Consider the following 17,363-nt stretch of genomic DNA (forward strand, 5'->3'; position numbering starts at 1 on the left):
GGAAGCCATGGACGCGATACCGACAGCCCACTACAGCGGCGCCATGAAGGGGTTCCACTGGCTGGTCGTGGTTCTGCTGGCGGTGCAGTACACGTTGGGCTGGACCATGCCGGAACTCCGCCGGGGCATGCCGCCGGAAGGGTTGGTCAACCTGCACCTGTCATTCGGCGTCGCCATTGGCGCCGTCATGGCGTTGCGCCTGGGCTGGCGGCTGCTGACGCCCCAGCCCGCCGCCGATCCCCGCCTGCCGGCCTGGCAGCACAAGGCGGCGGCGGCGGTGCATGGGTTGCTGTACCTGCTGGTCTTCACCCTGGTGCTGACCGGCTGGGCCGACGCGTCGCGGCGCGGCTGGCCGGTGACGCTGTTCGGCGCCCTGGACCTGCCGGCGCTGGTGGCCACGGGGTCAAGCCTGGGGCGGACGCTGGGCGAAATACATGAGGCCCTGGTGACCGTGCTGCTGGTGCTGATCGGCCTGCATGTCGCCGCCGTCGCCGTCCATGTCGTGCTGTGGCGCGACCGCATCCTGGAGCGCATGCTGCCCCGCCGGACGTGACACGGACGCCCAATAGAAAAGGCCGCGTCCCGAGGGGCGCGGCCTGATCTTTCCGGTTCCGGAAGGAGCCTGGATTAGCGCGAGTAGTACTCGACCACCAGGTTCGGTTCCATGGTCACCGGGTACGGGACGTCGGCCAGGTTCGGGGCGCGGACGAAGGTGCCCTTCAGCGCGCCGGTGTCGACCTGCACGTACTCGGGGGTATCGCGCTCACCCGAAGCGACGGACTCCAGGATGATGGCGAACTGCTTGGCCTTCTGGCGCACTTCGATGGTGTCGCCATCCTTCACGCGATAGGAGGCGATGTTCAGGCGCTTGCCGTTCACCAGGATGTGGCCGTGGTTGATGATCTGACGCGCGGCGAACGGGGTCGGCGCGAACTTCATACGGTAGACCACGGCGTCCAGGCGACGCTCCAGCAGCTGAATCAGGTTCTCGCCGGTGTCGCCACGGCGACGGACGGCTTCCTGGTAGATGCGGCGGAACTGACGCTCACCGATGTTGGCGTAGTAGCCCTTCAGCTTCTGCTTGGCCATCAGCTGCAGGCCGAAGTCGGACGGCTTCTTGCGGCGCTGGCCGTGCTGGCCGGGGCCGTATTCGCGGCGGTTGACCGGGCTCTTGGCACGGCCCCACAGGTTGACGCCAAGGCGGCGGTCAATCTTATACTTGGACTCTAAACGCTTGCTCATCTCTAAGCTCCAGCTGCCGCTGACGCGGCTTGTTGTCCCGGTAGTTCCATGGCATCCTGCCAATCAGGCCCCACGGACGGGGACAAGGGGAGAGATCCCCCGGACCCGCCTTCCCGGGAAGGGAAGGCCGGCACTATAAGCAGCGCGCCGGCCAAGTCAATGGAAACCGCAGGCTTCTCACAGCGACCATTGCACAGGGGCCATGCGGGGACGATCCGGCGCCCCCCCCTATTCCGCCGCCCGGCTGGAACGATCCTCGGCCACCACGGCGCGCACCGCGTCCAGCACCGGGCCCGGTTCAGTCCTGACCAGCCAGTCGGGGCTGACATCGGCATAGCGCACCACGCCGTCGCGCCCCAGCACCACCACCGTCGGCATGGGCAATTCCCAGGTGCCGGTGCCCGTGACCTCGCCCAGCGACGTGCCCTTGGCCAGCTGGCTGGCCTGCGAGGCGGCGTTGGCGGTGAAGACGATGCCCAGGCGGCGAGCCAGGGCGTTGTCGCGGTCGCTGGCGACGGTGAAGGTCAAGTCATGGCGGCGCTTGATGTCGACCAGGCGCTCCGGCACCTGGGGGCTGACCGCCACCAGTTGAGCGCCCAGCGCGCGCAGGCCTGGCTCCAGATGGCGCTGGTAATAGGGCAGCGCGATGTTACAGGCGGGACAGGTGGCGAAGCGGAAGAAGACCAGCACCACCGGCCCGCGCGCCAGCAGGGCGCCCAGGTGCAGCGTGCCGCCCTCCACATCCAGCAGCACCTCGCCCACCAGCCGGTCACCCGGCCGGACGAAGGCGGCGCTGTCCGCCGTTTCCACCAATTCGCGCCGCTGGTCGATGTTGATCTGCAACTGGGCCGGATCCATGGTCGCCACCCGGTGGGCGTGCAGGTCGGCGAACAGCTGGTTCAAGGTCGGCTGGGCAGCGGCTTCGGTGAGGGCGGATTGGCTCATGGCTCTGGGCTCCCGGGGTTTGAAGGGTTGCCGCCACTCTGCCAGCGGCGGCCCCCTGAAAAACCCGAGGAATCCTTGAGCGTCTTATTGGCCGGGATGAAGTGGCCCCATCAGTGGCCTTGGGCCCGCTGGCGCTGGCGGATGTACGCCAACTCCTCGTTGGCGTCGTCATCGTCCGGCAGCGCCGCCAAGCATTGCTGATAGGTGGCTGCGGCCTCATCCAGCCGGCCCATAGCCAGGAACATGCCGCCCAGTCCATGATAAGCGTCGTGCAGTTCCTCCCATCGTCGGTCCGGCGGCGACAATTCCGACGCCGCCAGCACTGCCGCCTGATAGGTTTCCAGCGCCTGGGGCACTTTCTGCCGCGCTTTGTAGAGGACGGCCAGGCGGGACAGGATGTCGGCGTTGCCAGGCGACAGGTCACGTGCCCGCTCCAGGCTCTCCACCGCTCCTGACATATCGTTCAGCACCATCAGTTCATAGGCCCGGTAGGCATAGGCCTGGACCAGCCCCGCCTCCACGATCCGCACGCTTTGTTGCCGGCCCGCCGCCTCCTGAAGATAGCGGCTGGCCTCTGCCTGGGTGCGGGCGCAATAGAGGCGTTCCCTGATGTCGCGGTAGCGCGCCTGGTAGGCGGCGATGATCTTGTTGAAATAACCATCCAGGGCAAGACGGGCGTTCCCTCCACGCAAAGCCGCCAGCCCCTCCTGCAAGGCATCCGCCAGCAGGGGATCGGGCGCCAGATCGATGACCGGCAAGGGGGCCGCTCCCTGACCCGCCGGGTCCGGCCCCGGCGGGGTGGCCCATGCCACAGCGGGCGCAAGGGCCAGCGCCACGATGCAGCATGTCAGCCACCGGCCCACCCGCACCTCTACCGCCCCGGCCGCGCTTGCTTCGCCCGCTGCTCGGCGATGTACTGCAGCTCATTCTTGGCGTAACCGTCCTGTGGATTCTTCTCCAGACACTTCTTATAGATGGCTTCCGCCTCATCGAGCTTGCCTGTCTCTGAATCGATGTAGGCGATGCCATGGTTGGCCTTGGCCTCCATATCCGCTTCAAGCCCCGGTCGTGCGAAGCCGCTGGCAAAGCCCGCAGCCTCTTGATACAGCTCCATCGCCTGCGGCCATTCCTTGCGCAGCTTATGGATGTTCGCCCGTTCCATCATGATTTGCGGATTGAACGGGGCCATGGCCTGGGCCTGCTGCAGCACCGCCTCCCCTCCGGCGAGATCGCCCACTTCCACCAGCGCGTAGCCTTTGAAATACAGGGCATAGGCCCAGGTGTCGTCCAGCGCCACCGCATGCTTGCCGTCCTTGGCCGCCATCGCCATGTAGGCCAGCGCCTCCGCCGGATTGGCGATCGAATAGACCTGCACCTTGCCGTGCTTATAGGCGGCCTCGTAAGCGGCGATGATCTTGTCGAAGTCATTGTCGATGGCTTGGCGCGGCTGACCGGACTTCAGCAGTTGCAGGCCCTCGCGGATCAGGTGCCTCATCTCCTCCTGATCGACCTTGTCCGCAGGCGCCGGCTGCCCGGCCGTCCCCTCTCGTTCCTGAGCTTTAACCAGCCCCGTTCCGGCAAAGAGACAAGACAACACCAGAACGGCGAACACCCCAGCGCGCATCGCTTCCCCCATCCCCATGCCGTGCGATCGTCGCACGTTCGCGATCATTCTATCAGGGCGGTAGCGGCGCGCCAGGGGTGCAACCCCCGTACTAAAATCCTATTTCCCGGCCTCATACACTTTCTTGCCATCCACCCAGGTGGACAGCGGCTTGATATCGGCGATCTGGCGCGGGGGCACGGTCAGGGGATCGCCGCTGAGGATGACGAAATCGGCGCGCAGGCCCGGCTTCAGGGCGCCCACCTCGCCCTCCATGAAGCCGGCGTAGGCGGCGTCACGGGTGAAGCCGGCCAGCGCCTCCTCCCGCGTCAGATTCTGGTCGGGCAGCCAGCCGCCCGGGGGTTGGCCGGCCAGGTCCTGGCGGGTGACGGCGGCATAGAGGCCCAGCATGGGGTTCACCTTTTCCACCGGGAAGTCGGAGCCCAGGGCCAAGCGGGCGCCCGTCCGGCGCAGGCTCTGCCAGGCATAGGCGCCGGCCAAGCGGTCATGGCCCAGGCGCTTCTCCGCCCACGGCATGTCGGAGGTGGCGTGGGTGGGCTGCATGGAGGCGATGACGCCCAACTGGGCGAAGCGCGGGATGTCATCCAGGGTCAGGATCTGGGCATGCTCCACCCGCCAGCGATGGTCGCTTTTGACGTCCGCGCCCAGCACCTTGGCGTAGGTGTCCAACACCAGGCGGTTGCCGCCGTCGCCGATGGCATGGGTCGCCACCTGCAGGTGGCAGCCCTTGGCCTTGGCCACGATGCGGGGATAGTCGGCGGGGTTGGTGACATAGATGCCGCTGTTGCCCGGATCGTCGCTATAGGGGCGCAGCAGCCTGGCCCCCCGGCTGCCCAGCGCGCCGTCGATGTATAGCTTCACCGCCCGCATGCGCACGCGGCCCGAGGGGTCGGTGTAGCCGCCGTTCTGGGTGCACAGCCAGGCCAGCGCCTCATGGTCGCCGTCAGCCATGGTGTAGAGGCGCACCGGCACCTCCCCCTTGGCGGCCATGTCCTGCAGCACGCGGAAGGATTGCAGGTCGATGCCCGGCTCATGCGTGCCGGTCAGGCCCAGCGACACCATCTCGGCGAAGGCCAGCGTATAGTTCTGGCGGATCTGGGCGTCGGTGCGCGGCGGCAGGGCCTCGGCCACCAGATCCATGGCGTTGTCGATCAGCACGCCGGTGGCCTTCTTGCCCTGGCGCACGATGCGGCCGCCTTGCGGCTGCCAGGTGCCGTCCAGGCTCTTGGCCTTGGGCCGCGCGGCCATGATCCGCAGGGCGGCGCTATTGACCCAGACGGCGTGGCCGTCGATGCGCTCCAGCCGCACCGGCCGATCGGGGAAGGCGGCGTCCAGGTCGGCGGCGGTGGGGAAGGCCTTATCCGGCCAACGGTTCTGGTCCCAGCCCCAGCCCTGCAGCCAGTCGCCGGGCGGTAGCTTAGCCGCCTGCGCCTTCAGGCGGGTGAGGATCTCCGCCTTGCTGGTGCTGCCCGACAGGTCGGCGGTCAGCAGCGCCGCCCCCTCCTCCTGCACATGGCCGTGGGCGTCGATCAGGCCGGGCACCACGGGGGCGCCGCCGGCATCCACCGTGACGGCGCCGGGATAGCGCCGGGTCAGGTCCGCCGTCTCCCCCACCGCCAGCAGGATGCCGCTCTCATCCCAGGCCAGGGCGCTGGCCGTGGGATGGGCGGTGTCCTCGGTATGGATGAGCGCGTTGACCAGCAGCGTGGGCGCGGCCCCCGCCTGGGCCGCCATCTGGCCCGCCAGCAGCGCCAAACCGGATACCGCCACCGCGACCCGCCCCATTCGCATCATGATCCCCATCCCCTTGGTTTCATTGCCGCCAAGGGTACAGGGGATTTCCGTGCGGTCAAATTCCCTTACAGGAACGGTTCCACCGCCGCCAGGAAGGCCTTGGGCGTCTCGATCATGGGGGCGTGGCCGCTGTCGGGGATGGTGACCAGTTTAGCACCAGGGATGCCGTCGGCGTAGAACTGGCCGTCCGCCGGGGGCAGCAGCTTGTCCTCGGCGCCCCAGACCACCAGGGTGGGGATGGTGATGTCCTTCAGCTTGCCGTCCACCGTCTCGTTCAGCAGCGCCGGATTGCTGTAGACGGAATGGATGGTCCAGGCGTCGCCCTTGGACAGGCTCCAGGCGAAACCGCGCTTCAGGGCGGCGGGACCGGTGGACCAGCGCGGATCATGGAAGATGGCGCCCAGCAGCGCCTTCTGCCCGGCCAGCGAGGCGGCGGGCGGCGGGGCGTCGGCCCCTGCCGGCTTGGGGCCAAAGGTCTTGGCCATGGTGTCATGCCGCCCGGCGGCGTCGCACAGCACCAGCCGCGACGGCCTGGGCAGGGCGAAGGCGGGATCGGCGGCGATGCCGTCCAGGGACTGGATGGTGTATTGCGCCGCAATCCAGCCGCCCAGGGATTCGCCCATCAGGGTGAAGTCCGTCACCTTCTTCTGACGCAGGAACTCGCCCAGGAAATCCACCCAGGTCTGGATGGCGTAGTCGATCATGGGCTTGTCCGACGCGCCGAAGCCCAGTTGGTCCAGCGCCAGGACGTGATGGGTCTTGGCCAGATCCGACATGACCTTGCCCCAGTCGCCCTGGGCGCTGCTGCCCAGGCCGTGGACCAGCACCAGCGTCGGGCCCTGCCCCGCCTCGTAATATTGGATCGAGGCGCCGAACAGCTGGATGGTCTGGGCCTCGGTCTTCGCCGCCCGTCCGGCGGCGACGGGTGGTGCAGCCGCGTGCCCGCTCCCCGGCGCCGTGATGGGCGCCATCGCCAAGGCGGCCGCCAACACCGCCGCCCGTATCATCGTCCCTGACCGCATTGGGTTCCCCGCATCGTTGGCCGACCCATCGGGACCGGTAGGACGACAGGGTGCCTTCCTTCCCCCCAAAACAGCAAGACCGGTCAGGACGACGGCGTTGGCATTGGTCATAGTGAGGCCATGAGCCCGCCCCGCCCCGACCGCCTCGCCGACCTGTTGCCCTGGATCGAGGAGAATTTGGACCAGCCGCTAACGCTGGACGGCATCGCTGCGCGCATGGCGCTGTCGCCCTATCACTTCTCCCGACTGTTCACCGCCCGCATGGGACGCAGCGTCATGGCGTACGTCCGGGGGCGGCGGCTGGTCAAGGCGGCGCGCCGCCTGACCAGCGATCCGGAGGTGCGCCTGATCGACCTGGCGTTCGATTGCGGCTTCGACTCCCAGGAAGCGTTCACCCGCGCCTTCGGCCGCCTCTTCGGCGTGGCCCCCGGCCGCTTCCGCCAAGGCTACTCCGCCACCCCTTTTGAAGGACAATATCCCATGACCCTGCCCGAAACCGCCGAAGGCGACGTCGCGCAACTGCCTGATCTGGTCTCCCTGGAGGCCTTCACCGTCGCGGGGCCGTCGCGGCGCTTCGACGGCGCCACCAAGGCCACCATTCCGCAATTGTGGCCGGCGCTGATCGGCGCCCTGCCCTTCCCGGGCCAAGAACCCAGCTGGGCGACCTACGGCGTGGTGTGGGCGGCGGACAGGTCGGAAGGCAGCTTCGATTACATGGCCGGCGTGCGCGTCGCCCCCGACGCCAAGCCCCCGGCGGGGTTCACCACCCTGCGCATCCCCGCCGCCACCTACGCCGTGTTCCGCATCACGCTGAACGGCGGCCCCCTGCATCCCCAGGTCAAGACGGCCATGGCCCGCATCTGGGGCGAGTTGATCCCGGCGTCGGGCCTGCGGGTGGCGGACAGCCCGGACTTCGAGCTTTACGACAGTGAATTCGCGCCCACCCGCCCCGGCGCCATCATTGATTTTTATGTGCCGGTGGTTGTGTGACGGATGGGCGTGGGGGTCAGTGCCCCTTCACCGGGCCGCCGTCCTTGCGCCGTCCGGTCAGGGCGGCGATCACCCCGTGGAAGGTTCGCACCTCCTGCTCCGTCATGTGCGCCCGTTGCAGCAGGTTGCGGATGTTGCGCACCATGCTGGGGCGCTTTTCCTCACTGGTGTAGAAGCCGGTGGCGTCCAGCTCCGCCTCCAGGTGCTCGAACAGGTTGACCAGTTCCTCCTTGGTGGCGGGGCGGGAGTTGCCGGTGTACAGCTCGCGCTCCGGCCCCTCATAGCCCGCCTGGAACCATTCGTGCGCCACCAGCAGCACGCACTGCGCCAGGTTGAGGGAGGAGAAGCCCGGGTTCAGCGGGATGGTGATGATGGTGTCGGCGAGCGCGATGTCGTCGTTAACCAAGCCGGTGCGTTCCGGCCCGAACAGGATGCCGACGCCGCGGCCGACCTGGGCATGCGCCCGGATTTCCGTCGCCGCCTCACGCGCCGTCAGCACGGTCTTGACCATATAGCGGGGGCGCGCCGTGGTGGCGTAGACCTTCTGCAGGTCGGCGATGGCGTCCTTGGTGGACTCAAAGACGCGGGCCTGGTCCAGCACCAGGGTGGCGCCGGCCGAGGCCGACACCGCCTTCTCATTGGGCCAGCCGTCGCGCGGGTTCACCAGGCGCAGATCGGTCAGGCCGTGGTTCAGCATGGCCCGCGCCACCGTGCCGATGTTCTCCCCCAACTGGGGCTCCACCAGGATGACGGCCGGGCCCGCGCCCTCCTCCGTCCCTTCGGCCTGGGATTTGGCGAGCATACGGCGGTCGGTTCCACTCATGGCTTGGGGGGTCCTGAAACTGGCTTTCGTCCCTCAGGCGGCGGGAACGGTGGCCCCCGCGCGGTAGAGACAATAGGTGATGCTGTCGAACAGCGCGTTGAACGAGGCGTCGATGACGTTGGCCGATACCCCGACGGTAACCCAAGGGGCGCCGTCCGGCATCCGCGTTTCGATCATGACGCGGGTCACCGCCTTGGTGCCATCCTGGGGGGTCAGGATGCGGACCTTGTAGTCGACCAGGCGCATGCCGTCCAGATGCGGATAGGCGGGGATCAGGGCCTTGCGCAGCGCGGTGTCCAGGGCGTTCACCGGGCCGTTGCCCTCCGCCACCGTCATCAGGGCGTCGGCCACGCCCGGCACCTCCAGCTTGGCGGTCGCCTCCGACAGGGTGACCAGGTCGCCCTTGGCGTTCCACCGCCGCTCATCCAGCACGCGGAAGGAGATGAGGCGGAAATAGTCCGGCAGGGTGCCCAGCGTGCGGCGGGCCAGCAATTCGAAGCTGGCTTCGGCCCCATCATAGGCGTAGCCCTCGAACTCCCGCCGCTTCACCGCCTCCACCAGCGCGCCGACGCGCGGGTCGTTGGGCTCTATGGCGATGCCCACCTCGCGCAGGCGGGCCAGGACGTTGGAGCGGCCGGCCTGGTCCGACACCACGACGTGGCGGCGGTTGCCCACGCTCTCCGGCGGCACATGCTCATAACTGGTGGGGTCCTTCTCCACCGCCGAGACGTGCAGGCCGCCCTTATGGGCGAAGGCGCTTTCGCCGACATAGGCGGCGTGGCGGTTGGGGGCGCGGTTCAGCCGGTCGTCCAGCAGGCGGCTGACATGGACCAGGCGGCGCATCCCCTCCTCATCCACGCCGGTGTCATATCCCATCTTCAGGGCCAGCGTGGGGATGAGGGAAATGAGGTTGGCGTTGCCGCAGCGCTCCCCCAGGCCGTTCAGCGTGCCCTGGATCATGCGGGCGCCGGCGCGCACCGCCGCCAGGCTGTTGGCCACGGCGTTCTCGGTGTCGTTATGGCAATGGATGCCCAGCCGGTCGCCCGGGATGATGCGGGCCACGGCCGCCACGATGGCCTCCACCTCATGCGGCAGGCTGCCGCCGTTGGTGTCGCACAGCACGATCCAGCGCGCCCCGCCCTCATAGGCGGCCCGCACGCAGGCCAGGGCATAATCGGGGTTGGCCTTGTAGCCGTCGAAGAAATGCTCCGCATCGAACAGCGGCTCGCGCCCGCGCGCGGCGGTTTCCGCCACGCTGTCGCGGATCAGGTCCAAATTCTCGCCACGCGGAATGTTCAGCGCCACATCGACATGGAAGTCCCAGGTCTTGCCCACCAGGCAGACGCCGGCGCCCGGCACCCGGTCGGTGGCGTTGAACAGGGCGTTCAGCCCCGGATCGTTGCCGGCGCTGCGGCCCGGCCGGCGCGTCATGCCGAAGGCCGTCAGCCGCGCCCGCTTGAGCACCGGCGGGTCGGCGAAGAAGGCGTCGTCCGTTGGGTTGGCCCCCGGCCAGCCGCCCTCGATATAGTCGATGCCCAGCGCGTCCAGCTCGCGCGCGATGGCGGCCTTGTCGGCCGCGGTGAAGTCCACGCCCTGGGTCTGCGCGCCATCGCGCAGGGTGGTGTCGTACAGGTGGATGCGGGGGCGGTCAGTCATAATGAGGATCGCGGCAAGGCCAATAAACGAAACGGAGTTGCGACAATGGACGAAGCCACGCAACGAAGCAACCTTTCCCGCTACCAACCGCGCACATGGCGGCCCTGAGCCCGAACATACCGACGCCCGGCATCCGTCCATACAGAAAGATATATTGTATAATATTTTAAGTTGAATTATTAAATTCACTTGAAAAATTCCCCCTTGCCCGCGCCCCTCCCAACCACCGTTCGGACACATCAGCCCCAGGACATGGCCCGCCGGGAACGCCGCAAGAATAGTCGTCAGTCAATGGAACAGCGGAAAACACGAATGGGCCTGACACCGAAACTGCTGCTGCCGGCGGTGGGCATTGCCGTCATCGCCGGATTCCTTGTCATCGCTGGCCAGATCGGCCTGCGGCGAACGGCAGCGATTTCCCAATCCCTTGAGGATGCCCAGGCGCTGATGGTGCAGGCGTCGGAGGTGCGCGCCCTCAGCCGCGCCATCCAGCGCGACGCCCTGAACACGATCCTGGAAGCGCCGGCGGCCAAGAAGGCCTTCGCCGACCGCGCCCTGAAACGGGTGCAGGAGATGCGCGGCCAGGTCGCCGCCTTGCAGCCCCGGCTGCCGGCCGATGGCGGCATGACGGCCTTCACCCGGGACCAGGAGGCGGTGATGCGGGCGGCGACCGACGTCATCACCGCCGCCCTGGCGGGCGACGACGCCACGGCCACGGCCCGCTTCCGCGACCAGGTCCGGCCGCGTGAGCGGGAGGCCTCGGCCCTCACCGACGGGTATATCGACGACCAGGGCAAGAAGATCGCGTCCCTGACCGCCGAGGCGGCCGAAACACGGGCCCAAACCGGGCGCCTCCTGGCCTGGACGGGGGCGCTGGGCGTCGCGGCCGGCCTGCTGGGCGCGGTCTTCCTGTCGCTGAGGCTGGTGGTGCGCCCCCTGGGCGGGCTGACCGGCACGACGCGCGCCATCATCGCCGGCGACCTGGATGTCACCGTCGCCGCCACCGGGCGCGGCGACGAACTGGGCGACCTGGCCCGCGCCCTGGCGGTGTTCCGCGACAACGCCGCCGCCATGAAACGGCTGGAGGCGGAACAAGTGGCCCTGCGCGCCCAGGCGGAGCGGGAGCGCAAGGCCGCCCAGGCGGCGGTGGCCGACACCTTCGAGGCCCAGGTGGCCGGCCTGATCACCGCCCTAGCCACCGCCGCGCGCGAGATGAAGGACACGGCGGAGTCCATGGCGGAGGCGGCGGGCATCACCCGCGACCGGTCCAGCGCCGTGGCCGGCACCGCCGTGCAGACCTCCGCCAATGTGCAGATGGTCGCCACCGCGTCGGAGGAGCTGGCCGCCACGGTGCAGGAGATCGCGCGCCAGGTGGAACGGTCCCGCCGCCAAGCCCAGGACGCCATCGCCGACTGCGCCACTTCCGCCCAGGTGGTGGGCCAATTGCAGGACAGCACCAGCCGCATCACCGAGGTGGTGGAGATCATCGCCGGCATCGCGGCCCAGACCAACCTGCTGGCCCTGAACGCCACCATCGAGGCCGCGCGCGCCGGGGAGGCCGGCAAGGGCTTCGCCGTCGTGGCCGGCGAGGTCAAGGCCCTGGCCACCCAGACCGCCAAGGCGACCGAGGACGTAACCGCCCAGGTAAAGCGCATCCAGGACCTGGGCGACCGCACCGCCGGCGCGCTGGCCGGGCTGGAGGCCGCCATCACCGCCATGGCCGACATCGCCATGGCCATCGCCTCCGCCGTGGAGGAACAGACCGCCGCCACCCGGGAGGTCGCCCGCGGCATCAACGAGGCCGCCAGCGGCACCGAGGACATGTCGCGCGACATCACCCACGTCAGCACCGCCGCCGCCACCACCGGCACCGCCGCCACCCAGATCAGGGGCACCTCCGGCAAACTGGCGGAGCATGCCGACGTGCTGACCGGCGCGGTGGAGCGGTTTCTGGGAACGGTGCGGGCGGCGTGAAGGGGCATTGGGCCCCTACACCACCCGCTCCTCCCGCGCCGCCCCAGGCGCCTACTCGACCTGGCAGCCCTGCTGCTCATAGGCGAAGTCGCCGTCCTGCAAGGAATTCTTCAGCTTGCAGGACGTGGTCTGCACCGGGCGAATGGGCCCCGGACAGACGGCGCCGTTGGGCGTGAACGCCTCCAGGTACCAGATGTGGCCGACGTAGGTGGCGAAGTCCGCCGACTGCTTTGGCTGCAGGGTCGTGTAGTGGGTGAGGACACCGTCGAATCCAGCCCACAGAACGTTGATCTGGCTGTTGGTGGTGTTCTGCAGGGTCAGGCCGGACTTGACCCGTGATTGCGGCGACGCTTCCTGTTGATTATCGCATTGCTGGGCGCCAGCATATGAGGCGAACAACAAAGTAAGAGCCAGGGCGCAGAAGAAAGCGAATTTACGCATGACAAACCCCCCTCAATATTTGAATTTTTCATTGGAAAAATACCGGCATAGGAAACTTTACCGGCGCACTTTTCATCCACCGAACTTTATAGGCGGCTGGCCCTGCTGCGACTGGCGGAAGCAGACGCATACACCAGGCATTTAGCACCGAAGGAAAAGAGAGGAAACGAGAGCTCGACATTTACCTCAATTCCCTATGACGTGCAAAATCAGAGCATGGACATTGGCCATTTAGCGGCCTTCCGTGCTGAATTTAATCATATTGAAAAGAAATTAGGAAATTTTCCGTCCATTAATGCACCAGTCTGGCGATATCTAGACTTCTCTTATCATAATCTATTGATCCTTTTCCCTATAGATTCGGTGACTCATGAAGGCCACTCCTTCACGCTATAATAATGATCTGTGAATGGGGCCCCAACCCCAGTAAGCAGCACGTCGCTTCTCGGCACACTGCCGGGCCACCCCAGTCATCTCCAGGGTTCGACTGGCGCTGGGCGCAGCGCGCCCCGCCGCCAGCCCTGCCCCCCAAGGCGGCGCTTGCGGGATCATCGCTCCCGCCGAAGGTTTGGCCGCGCGGCATCGCGTCGGCCACGCCGTGGTCGAGGCCGACGCCGCGCACCGGAAGATGTGACCTGAAGCGTTCCCGGGACATACGGGGGGCACGGAGCCCTCTTGGGGCTGGGCTATCGCGCGCGCCATATCCCATCCTCCATAGGCCCGGCCCCATCCCCCTCCCCTTAAGGCCCCCCTGGCCGGGCCCGCGTTGACAGGGCGGGGGGCGAGCCGCCACCCTTGGCCGGCACCCTCTTGGCTAGGGACCCATCCCACATGCCGGCGCCCATGGCCCGCCCTTTCACCGACGACGCGTTCATGTCCCCGGTTGGCATGTCCCCGGATGGCGTGAGCCCGGACGGCATGCCTCACGACCGCTTCCATCGCCAAGGGCGCGGCCTGATCGACCAGGGCCGTCCGGAGGAGGCCCTTCCCGTTTTCCAGCATGCCGCGGCCCTGGCCCGGCAGGGTGACGCGCGCGGGGTGGTCGATGCCGACCGCCTGGGCCGCATCCTCTATGACGTCGGATATTGCCTGTACGATCTGGGCCGCGTCGATGAGGCGCTGGTGGAGTTCCAGGACGCCGTGGCCGCGGCGGAACAGGGCGATGCCCAGGGCCGGGTGCACGGCGACAACCTGGCCGCCTGCCAGCATCTGGTCGGTACCTGCCTGGCCCGCCTGGGCCGGGACACGGAGGCGCTGGCCTGGTTCCAGCACGCAGCGGAGGCGGCCGCGCGGGGAGATGTCCAGGGGCGGGTGGATTATGAGGCCGTGGGGCATAGCCTGCACCAGGTCGGCGCCTGCCTGGCCCGCCAAGGCCAGCCGGACGTGGCCCTGACCTGGCTGCAACAGGCGGTGGCGGCCAAGGAACAGGGCGGCGCCAATTTAAGCACCGACCCCAGCCGTATCGATCACGCCAGCCTGGGCGCCAGCCTGCACCTGGCGGCCGACTGCCTCTACGCCCTGGGCCTGGTGGAGGAGGCGCTGCTCTGGTTCCAGCGCAGCGTGGCGGCGCTGGAGCGGGGCGGCCCTCTGGCACCGGTGAACCATGACGACGTCGGCCGTGCGCGTCTGCGCATCGGCCAGTGCCTGATGGACCTGGCGCGCCCCGCCGACGCCCTGCCCTGGGCGCTGGCCGCGGTCACGGCGGTGGAGGACGGCGACGCCGCCGGCCGTGTGAACCTGGCGGGCCTGTGCCATGCCGTGCACGCGGTGGGCGACACCCTGGTGGCCATGGGCCGCTTCGACGAAGCCATGGACTGGTACCGCCACGCCGCCGAAACCGCCGAGCACGGCGATCCCGCCGGCTTGCCGGCCATCCTGTCGGCCGGTGCCGCCTGCCTGCGCAAGCTGGGCCGGACGGACGAGGCCCGGGCGTGGGAACTGCGGGCCAGGACGCCGGTGGGGTAGTCCCCCGCCCCGCTTCGCTTACGCCCGCTTCCAGGTCGTGCCCTGGGGCCCATCCTCGAGCACCACGCCCTGGTCCATCAGATCCTTGCGGATGCGGTCGGCCTCGGCGAAGTTCTTGGCGGCGCGGGCGTCCTTGCGCGCCTGGATGGCGGCCTGGATGGCGGCCTCATCCAGGCCCTCCGTGCCTTTGGGAGTCCAGCGGAACCAGGCCTCGGGGTCCTGGGTCAGCAGGCCCATCAGGGTGGCGGCGGCCTTGAAGCCGGCGGCCACGGCCTGGCGGGCGCCCTCCTCCGTCTCCTTGTGGAAGCGGTTGGCCAGCTCATGCAGCAGGCTGAAGGCCAGCGGCGTGTTCAGGTCGTCCTCCAGCGCCGCCAGCACGTCGGCCGGCACCTCACCCGCCGGCACGTTCCCTGCGGCCCGCAGCACGCCGTACCAGCGGTCCAGCGTGGCCTTGGCCTGGCGCAGGCCCTCCTTGGAGAAGTCCAGCGGCTGGCGGTAGTGCGCCTGCAGCAGCGCCAGGCGCAGGGCCTCGCCCGGCACCTCGTCCAGCAGTTCGGCCACCGTGAAGATGTTGCCCAGCGACTTTGACATCTTGTCGCCGGACATGGTCAGGAAGCCGGCATGGACCCAGTAGTTGGCCATGACCTGGGTGCCGTGGGCGCAGCGGCTCTGCGCGATCTCGTTCTCATGGTGGGGGAAGATCAGGTCCAGCCCGCCGCCATGCACGTCGAACACCGGGCCCAGATGGGCGGCGGTCATGGCGCTGCACTCGATATGCCAGCCGGGGCGGCCACGGCCCCAGGGGCTGTCCCAGCCCGGCTGGTCCTCGGCGGACGGCTTCCACAGGATGAAGTCGGCGGCACTCTTCTTGTAGGGCGCCACCTCCACCCGCGCGCCGGCGATCATCTCATCCTGGCTGCGGCGCGACAGGCGGCCATAGTCGGGCATGGACGGCACGTTGAACAGCACATGCCCCTCGGCGGCATAGGCGTGGCCGGACGATATCAGCCGCTCGATCATGGTGATCATGGCGCCGATGTGCCCGGTGGCGCGCGGCTCCACATCCGGGCGCAGCAGGTTCAGCGCGTCCATGTCGGCATGGAACTGCGCCGTCGTCGTCTCCGTCACCGTCTCGATGCTCTGGCCCAGGGCCTTGGCCCGGTCCATGATCTTGTCATCGACGTCGGTGATGTTCCGGGCGTAGGTCACCTTGGGGTACAGGTGCTTCATCACCCGGGCCAGCAGGTCGAAGGCGGTGAAGGTGCGGCCGTTGCCGATGTGGGCGTAGCTGTAGACGGTGGGGCCGCAGCAATAGATCCGCACATGGCTGGCGTCGACGGGCACGAAGACTTCCTTCGCGCGGGTGAGCGTATTGTACAGCTGCAGTGCCATGACGGATTGACCTGGGATAAGAGGAAAAGACGATAATACGCTGACGATGCGGACAGTTTAAGCGGTTTGCCCCGACAGCCGGGCCAGCGCCCGCTCCCGCCCGATGAGGGGCAGCAGGGTCTTCAGCTCCGGCCCATGCTCCAGGCCGGTCAGGGCCAGGCGCAGAGGCATGAACAGGGCCTTGCCCTTGGCGCCGGTGGCGGCCTTCACCGCGTCCACCCACTGGCCCCAGGTGTCGGGGCCCCAGGGGGCCGGCGGCAGCACCTGGGCGGCGGCGGCCAGGAAGGCGGCGTCGGTCACCACGGGCGCCAGCGGCGCGTGGGTGATGTCCCACCAGCCTTTGGCCTCGGCGACATGGGTGATGTTCGGGCGCACGGCCAGCCAGAAGGCCTCATCCGCCCCCGCCATGCCCAGGGCCGGCAGGCGGTCCACCACCGCCGCGTAAGGCATGTGGTGCAGGATCTGGGCGTTCAGCCGGTTCAAATCCTCGGTATCGAACTTGGGCGTGCCGCGTCCGACCTTGGCCAGGTCGAAATCGGCCACCAGGTCGTCCAGCGTGCCCCGGGCCTCCACCGCGTCCGAGGTGCCGATCTTGGCCAGCAGCGACAGGATGGACAGCGGCTCCAGCCCCGATTCCTCGCGCAGGCTCTTCAGGCTCAGGCTGCCCAGGCGCTTGGACAGGCCGGCGCCGCTGGCGTCGGTGATCAGGGGGAAATGGCCGAAGGTGGGAACCGGGCCGCCCCCAATTTCACCCAGAAGCGCCTCGCACAGCTGGATCTGCACGGCGGTGTTGGCCACATGGTCCTCACCCCGGATGACGTGGGTGATGCCCAGCTCGATATCGTCCACCACCGAGGCGAAGGTGTACAGCGGCTGGCCATCTTCACGGATCAGCACCGGGTCGCTGAGATCCTGGCCCTGGAAGCGCTGGGTGCCCCGCACCAGATCGTCCCAGACGACGGGGGTGTGTTCCAGCTTGAGGCGCCAGTGCGGGCGGCGGCCCTCCGCCTCCAGCCGTGCGCGGTCGGCATCGGTCAGGCGCAGGGCGGCGCGGTCGTACAGCGGCGGGCGGTGCTGGGCCAGCTGGGCCTTGCGCTTCAGGCCCAGCTCATCCGGCGTCTCATAGCAGGGGTACAGCCGGCCGGCGGCCTTCAGGCGCTCCGCGGCGGCGGTGTAGCGGTCCAGCCGGTCGGACTGGCGGGCGTAGCGGTCCCACGTCAGGCCCAGCCAGCGCAGATCCTCCTCGATGCCGGCGGCATACTCGGCCGTCGACCGCTCCCGGTCCGTGTCGTCCATGCGCAGCATAAAGCTGCCACCTTGCTTGTGGGCGAACAGCCAGTTCATCACCGCCGCGCGGGCGTTGCCGATATGCAGGCGGCCGGTGGGGCTGGGCGCGAAACGGACGGCGACTGGGCTCATGGGAAAAGCGGACCTTATGAAAAACGGGAGCAAAACCCGGACGAAAGCAAGGCCGCAGCGATACCATGAAGCGGCA

General features: G+C 68.3%; 15 protein-coding genes. 4 read left to right on the forward strand and 11 right to left on the reverse strand.

Going from position 1 to position 17,363, the window contains the following annotated elements:
• Positions 1-7: 7 nt before the first annotated feature.
• Positions 8-553: a cytochrome b gene (locus FBZ90_RS16040; protein ID WP_211102082.1), complete on the forward strand. Its 546-nt coding sequence runs from the start codon at positions 8-10 to the stop codon at positions 551-553.
• Positions 554-627: 74 nt separating this feature from the next.
• On the opposite strand, the gene rpsD is transcribed toward FBZ90_RS16040, so the two are convergent.
• The 6 genes from rpsD to FBZ90_RS16070 form a co-directional block, all read right to left on the reverse strand.
• Positions 628-1,242 carry a 30S ribosomal protein S4 gene (gene rpsD, locus FBZ90_RS16045; RefSeq protein ID WP_145615591.1) on the reverse strand — a complete coding sequence of 205 codons (615 nt, stop codon included), beginning with the start codon at positions 1,240-1,242 and terminating at the stop codon, positions 628-630.
• A gap of 228 nt (positions 1,243-1,470) precedes the next feature.
• A complete protein-coding gene (locus FBZ90_RS16050; protein WP_145733691.1) occupies positions 1,471-2,187 on the reverse strand; it encodes a peroxiredoxin-like family protein in 717 nt (238 codons plus the stop codon).
• A gap of 110 nt (positions 2,188-2,297) precedes the next feature.
• Positions 2,298-2,945, reverse strand: a complete 648-nt coding sequence (locus FBZ90_RS16055) for a tetratricopeptide repeat protein (protein WP_145733692.1) — start codon at positions 2,943-2,945, stop codon at positions 2,298-2,300.
• Positions 2,946-3,058: 113 nt separating this feature from the next.
• A complete protein-coding gene (locus FBZ90_RS16060; protein ID WP_145733693.1) occupies positions 3,059-3,859 on the reverse strand; it encodes a tetratricopeptide repeat protein in 801 nt (266 codons plus the stop codon).
• Between the two features lie 51 nt (positions 3,860-3,910).
• A complete protein-coding gene (locus tag FBZ90_RS16065; RefSeq protein WP_246130446.1) occupies positions 3,911-5,605 on the reverse strand; it encodes an amidohydrolase in 1,695 nt (564 codons plus the stop codon).
• Between the two features lie 65 nt (positions 5,606-5,670).
• Positions 5,671-6,627 (reverse strand): alpha/beta fold hydrolase, encoded by a 957-nt coding sequence (locus FBZ90_RS16070; protein ID WP_246130447.1) that lies wholly within the window; start codon positions 6,625-6,627, stop codon positions 5,671-5,673.
• A 120-nt stretch (positions 6,628-6,747) separates the two neighbouring features.
• Between FBZ90_RS16070 and FBZ90_RS16075 the strand changes: the two genes are divergently transcribed.
• Positions 6,748-7,617, forward strand: coding sequence for an AraC family transcriptional regulator (locus tag FBZ90_RS16075; protein WP_145733696.1), 870 nt, complete (start codon positions 6,748-6,750; stop codon positions 7,615-7,617).
• 16 nt (positions 7,618-7,633) lie between these two features.
• On the opposite strand, the gene FBZ90_RS16080 is transcribed toward FBZ90_RS16075, so the two are convergent.
• Together FBZ90_RS16080 and cimA are read right to left on the reverse strand one after the other, a co-directional pair.
• A complete protein-coding gene (locus tag FBZ90_RS16080; protein WP_145733697.1) occupies positions 7,634-8,440 on the reverse strand; it encodes an RNA methyltransferase in 807 nt (268 codons plus the stop codon).
• A gap of 33 nt (positions 8,441-8,473) precedes the next feature.
• Positions 8,474-10,096 (reverse strand): citramalate synthase, encoded by a 1,623-nt coding sequence (cimA, locus tag FBZ90_RS16085; RefSeq protein ID WP_145733698.1) that lies wholly within the window; start codon positions 10,094-10,096, stop codon positions 8,474-8,476.
• 312 nt (positions 10,097-10,408) lie between these two features.
• On the opposite strand from cimA, the gene FBZ90_RS16090 reads away from it, so the two are divergent.
• A complete protein-coding gene (locus FBZ90_RS16090) occupies positions 10,409-12,070 on the forward strand; it encodes a methyl-accepting chemotaxis protein (RefSeq protein ID WP_145733699.1) in 1,662 nt (553 codons plus the stop codon).
• Positions 12,071-12,121: 51 nt separating this feature from the next.
• On the opposite strand, the gene FBZ90_RS16095 is transcribed toward FBZ90_RS16090, so the two are convergent.
• Positions 12,122-12,511 carry a VHL beta domain-containing protein gene (locus tag FBZ90_RS16095; protein ID WP_145733700.1) on the reverse strand — a complete coding sequence of 130 codons (390 nt, stop codon included), beginning with the start codon at positions 12,509-12,511 and terminating at the stop codon, positions 12,122-12,124.
• Positions 12,512-13,342: 831 nt separating this feature from the next.
• Here FBZ90_RS16095 and FBZ90_RS16100 point away from each other — a divergent pair.
• A complete protein-coding gene (locus FBZ90_RS16100) occupies positions 13,343-14,476 on the forward strand; it encodes a tetratricopeptide repeat protein (protein WP_145733701.1) in 1,134 nt (377 codons plus the stop codon).
• An 18-nt stretch (positions 14,477-14,494) separates the two neighbouring features.
• Here FBZ90_RS16100 and cysS read toward each other — a convergent pair whose 3' ends face one another.
• Positions 14,495-15,868 (reverse strand): cysteine--tRNA ligase, encoded by a 1,374-nt coding sequence (gene cysS / locus FBZ90_RS16105; RefSeq protein WP_145733702.1) that lies wholly within the window; start codon positions 15,866-15,868, stop codon positions 14,495-14,497.
• A gap of 57 nt (positions 15,869-15,925) precedes the next feature.
• Positions 15,926-17,287 carry a glutamate--tRNA ligase gene (gene gltX, locus FBZ90_RS16110; RefSeq protein WP_145733703.1) on the reverse strand — a complete coding sequence of 454 codons (1,362 nt, stop codon included), beginning with the start codon at positions 17,285-17,287 and terminating at the stop codon, positions 15,926-15,928.
• Between the last annotated feature and the right edge of the window lie 76 nt (positions 17,288-17,363).

Source organism: Nitrospirillum pindoramense, assembly GCF_007827955.1.
In the GTDB taxonomy this organism is placed as follows: Bacteria; Pseudomonadota; Alphaproteobacteria; order Azospirillales; family Azospirillaceae; genus Nitrospirillum; species Nitrospirillum amazonense_B.

Bases quoted from the DNA above. Each gene is read 5' to 3' on its own strand.
- FBZ90_RS16040 (WP_211102082.1), top strand. From the start codon at position 8: ATGGACGCGATACCGACAGCCCACTACAGCGGCGCCATGAAGGGGTTC.
- rpsD (WP_145615591.1), bottom strand. From the start codon at position 1,242: ATGAGCAAGCGTTTAGAGTCCAAGTATAAGATTGACCGCCGCCTTGGC.
- FBZ90_RS16050 (WP_145733691.1), bottom strand. From the start codon at position 2,187: ATGAGCCAATCCGCCCTCACCGAAGCCGCTGCCCAGCCGACCTTGAAC.
- FBZ90_RS16060 (WP_145733693.1), bottom strand. From the start codon at position 3,859: ATGATCGCGAACGTGCGACGATCGCACGGCATGGGGATGGGGGAAGCG.
- FBZ90_RS16065 (WP_246130446.1), bottom strand. From the start codon at position 5,605: ATGATGCGAATGGGGCGGGTCGCGGTGGCGGTATCCGGTTTGGCGCTG.
- FBZ90_RS16070 (WP_246130447.1), bottom strand. From the start codon at position 6,627: ATGCGGTCAGGGACGATGATACGGGCGGCGGTGTTGGCGGCCGCCTTG.
- FBZ90_RS16075 (WP_145733696.1), top strand. From the start codon at position 6,748: ATGAGCCCGCCCCGCCCCGACCGCCTCGCCGACCTGTTGCCCTGGATC.
- FBZ90_RS16080 (WP_145733697.1), bottom strand. From the start codon at position 8,440: ATGAGTGGAACCGACCGCCGTATGCTCGCCAAATCCCAGGCCGAAGGG.
- cimA (WP_145733698.1), bottom strand. From the start codon at position 10,096: ATGACTGACCGCCCCCGCATCCACCTGTACGACACCACCCTGCGCGAT.
- FBZ90_RS16090 (WP_145733699.1), top strand. From the start codon at position 10,409: ATGGGCCTGACACCGAAACTGCTGCTGCCGGCGGTGGGCATTGCCGTC.
- FBZ90_RS16095 (WP_145733700.1), bottom strand. From the start codon at position 12,511: ATGCGTAAATTCGCTTTCTTCTGCGCCCTGGCTCTTACTTTGTTGTTC.
- FBZ90_RS16100 (WP_145733701.1), top strand. From the start codon at position 13,343: ATGCCGGCGCCCATGGCCCGCCCTTTCACCGACGACGCGTTCATGTCC.
- cysS (WP_145733702.1), bottom strand. From the start codon at position 15,868: ATGGCACTGCAGCTGTACAATACGCTCACCCGCGCGAAGGAAGTCTTC.
- gltX (WP_145733703.1), bottom strand. From the start codon at position 17,287: ATGAGCCCAGTCGCCGTCCGTTTCGCGCCCAGCCCCACCGGCCGCCTG.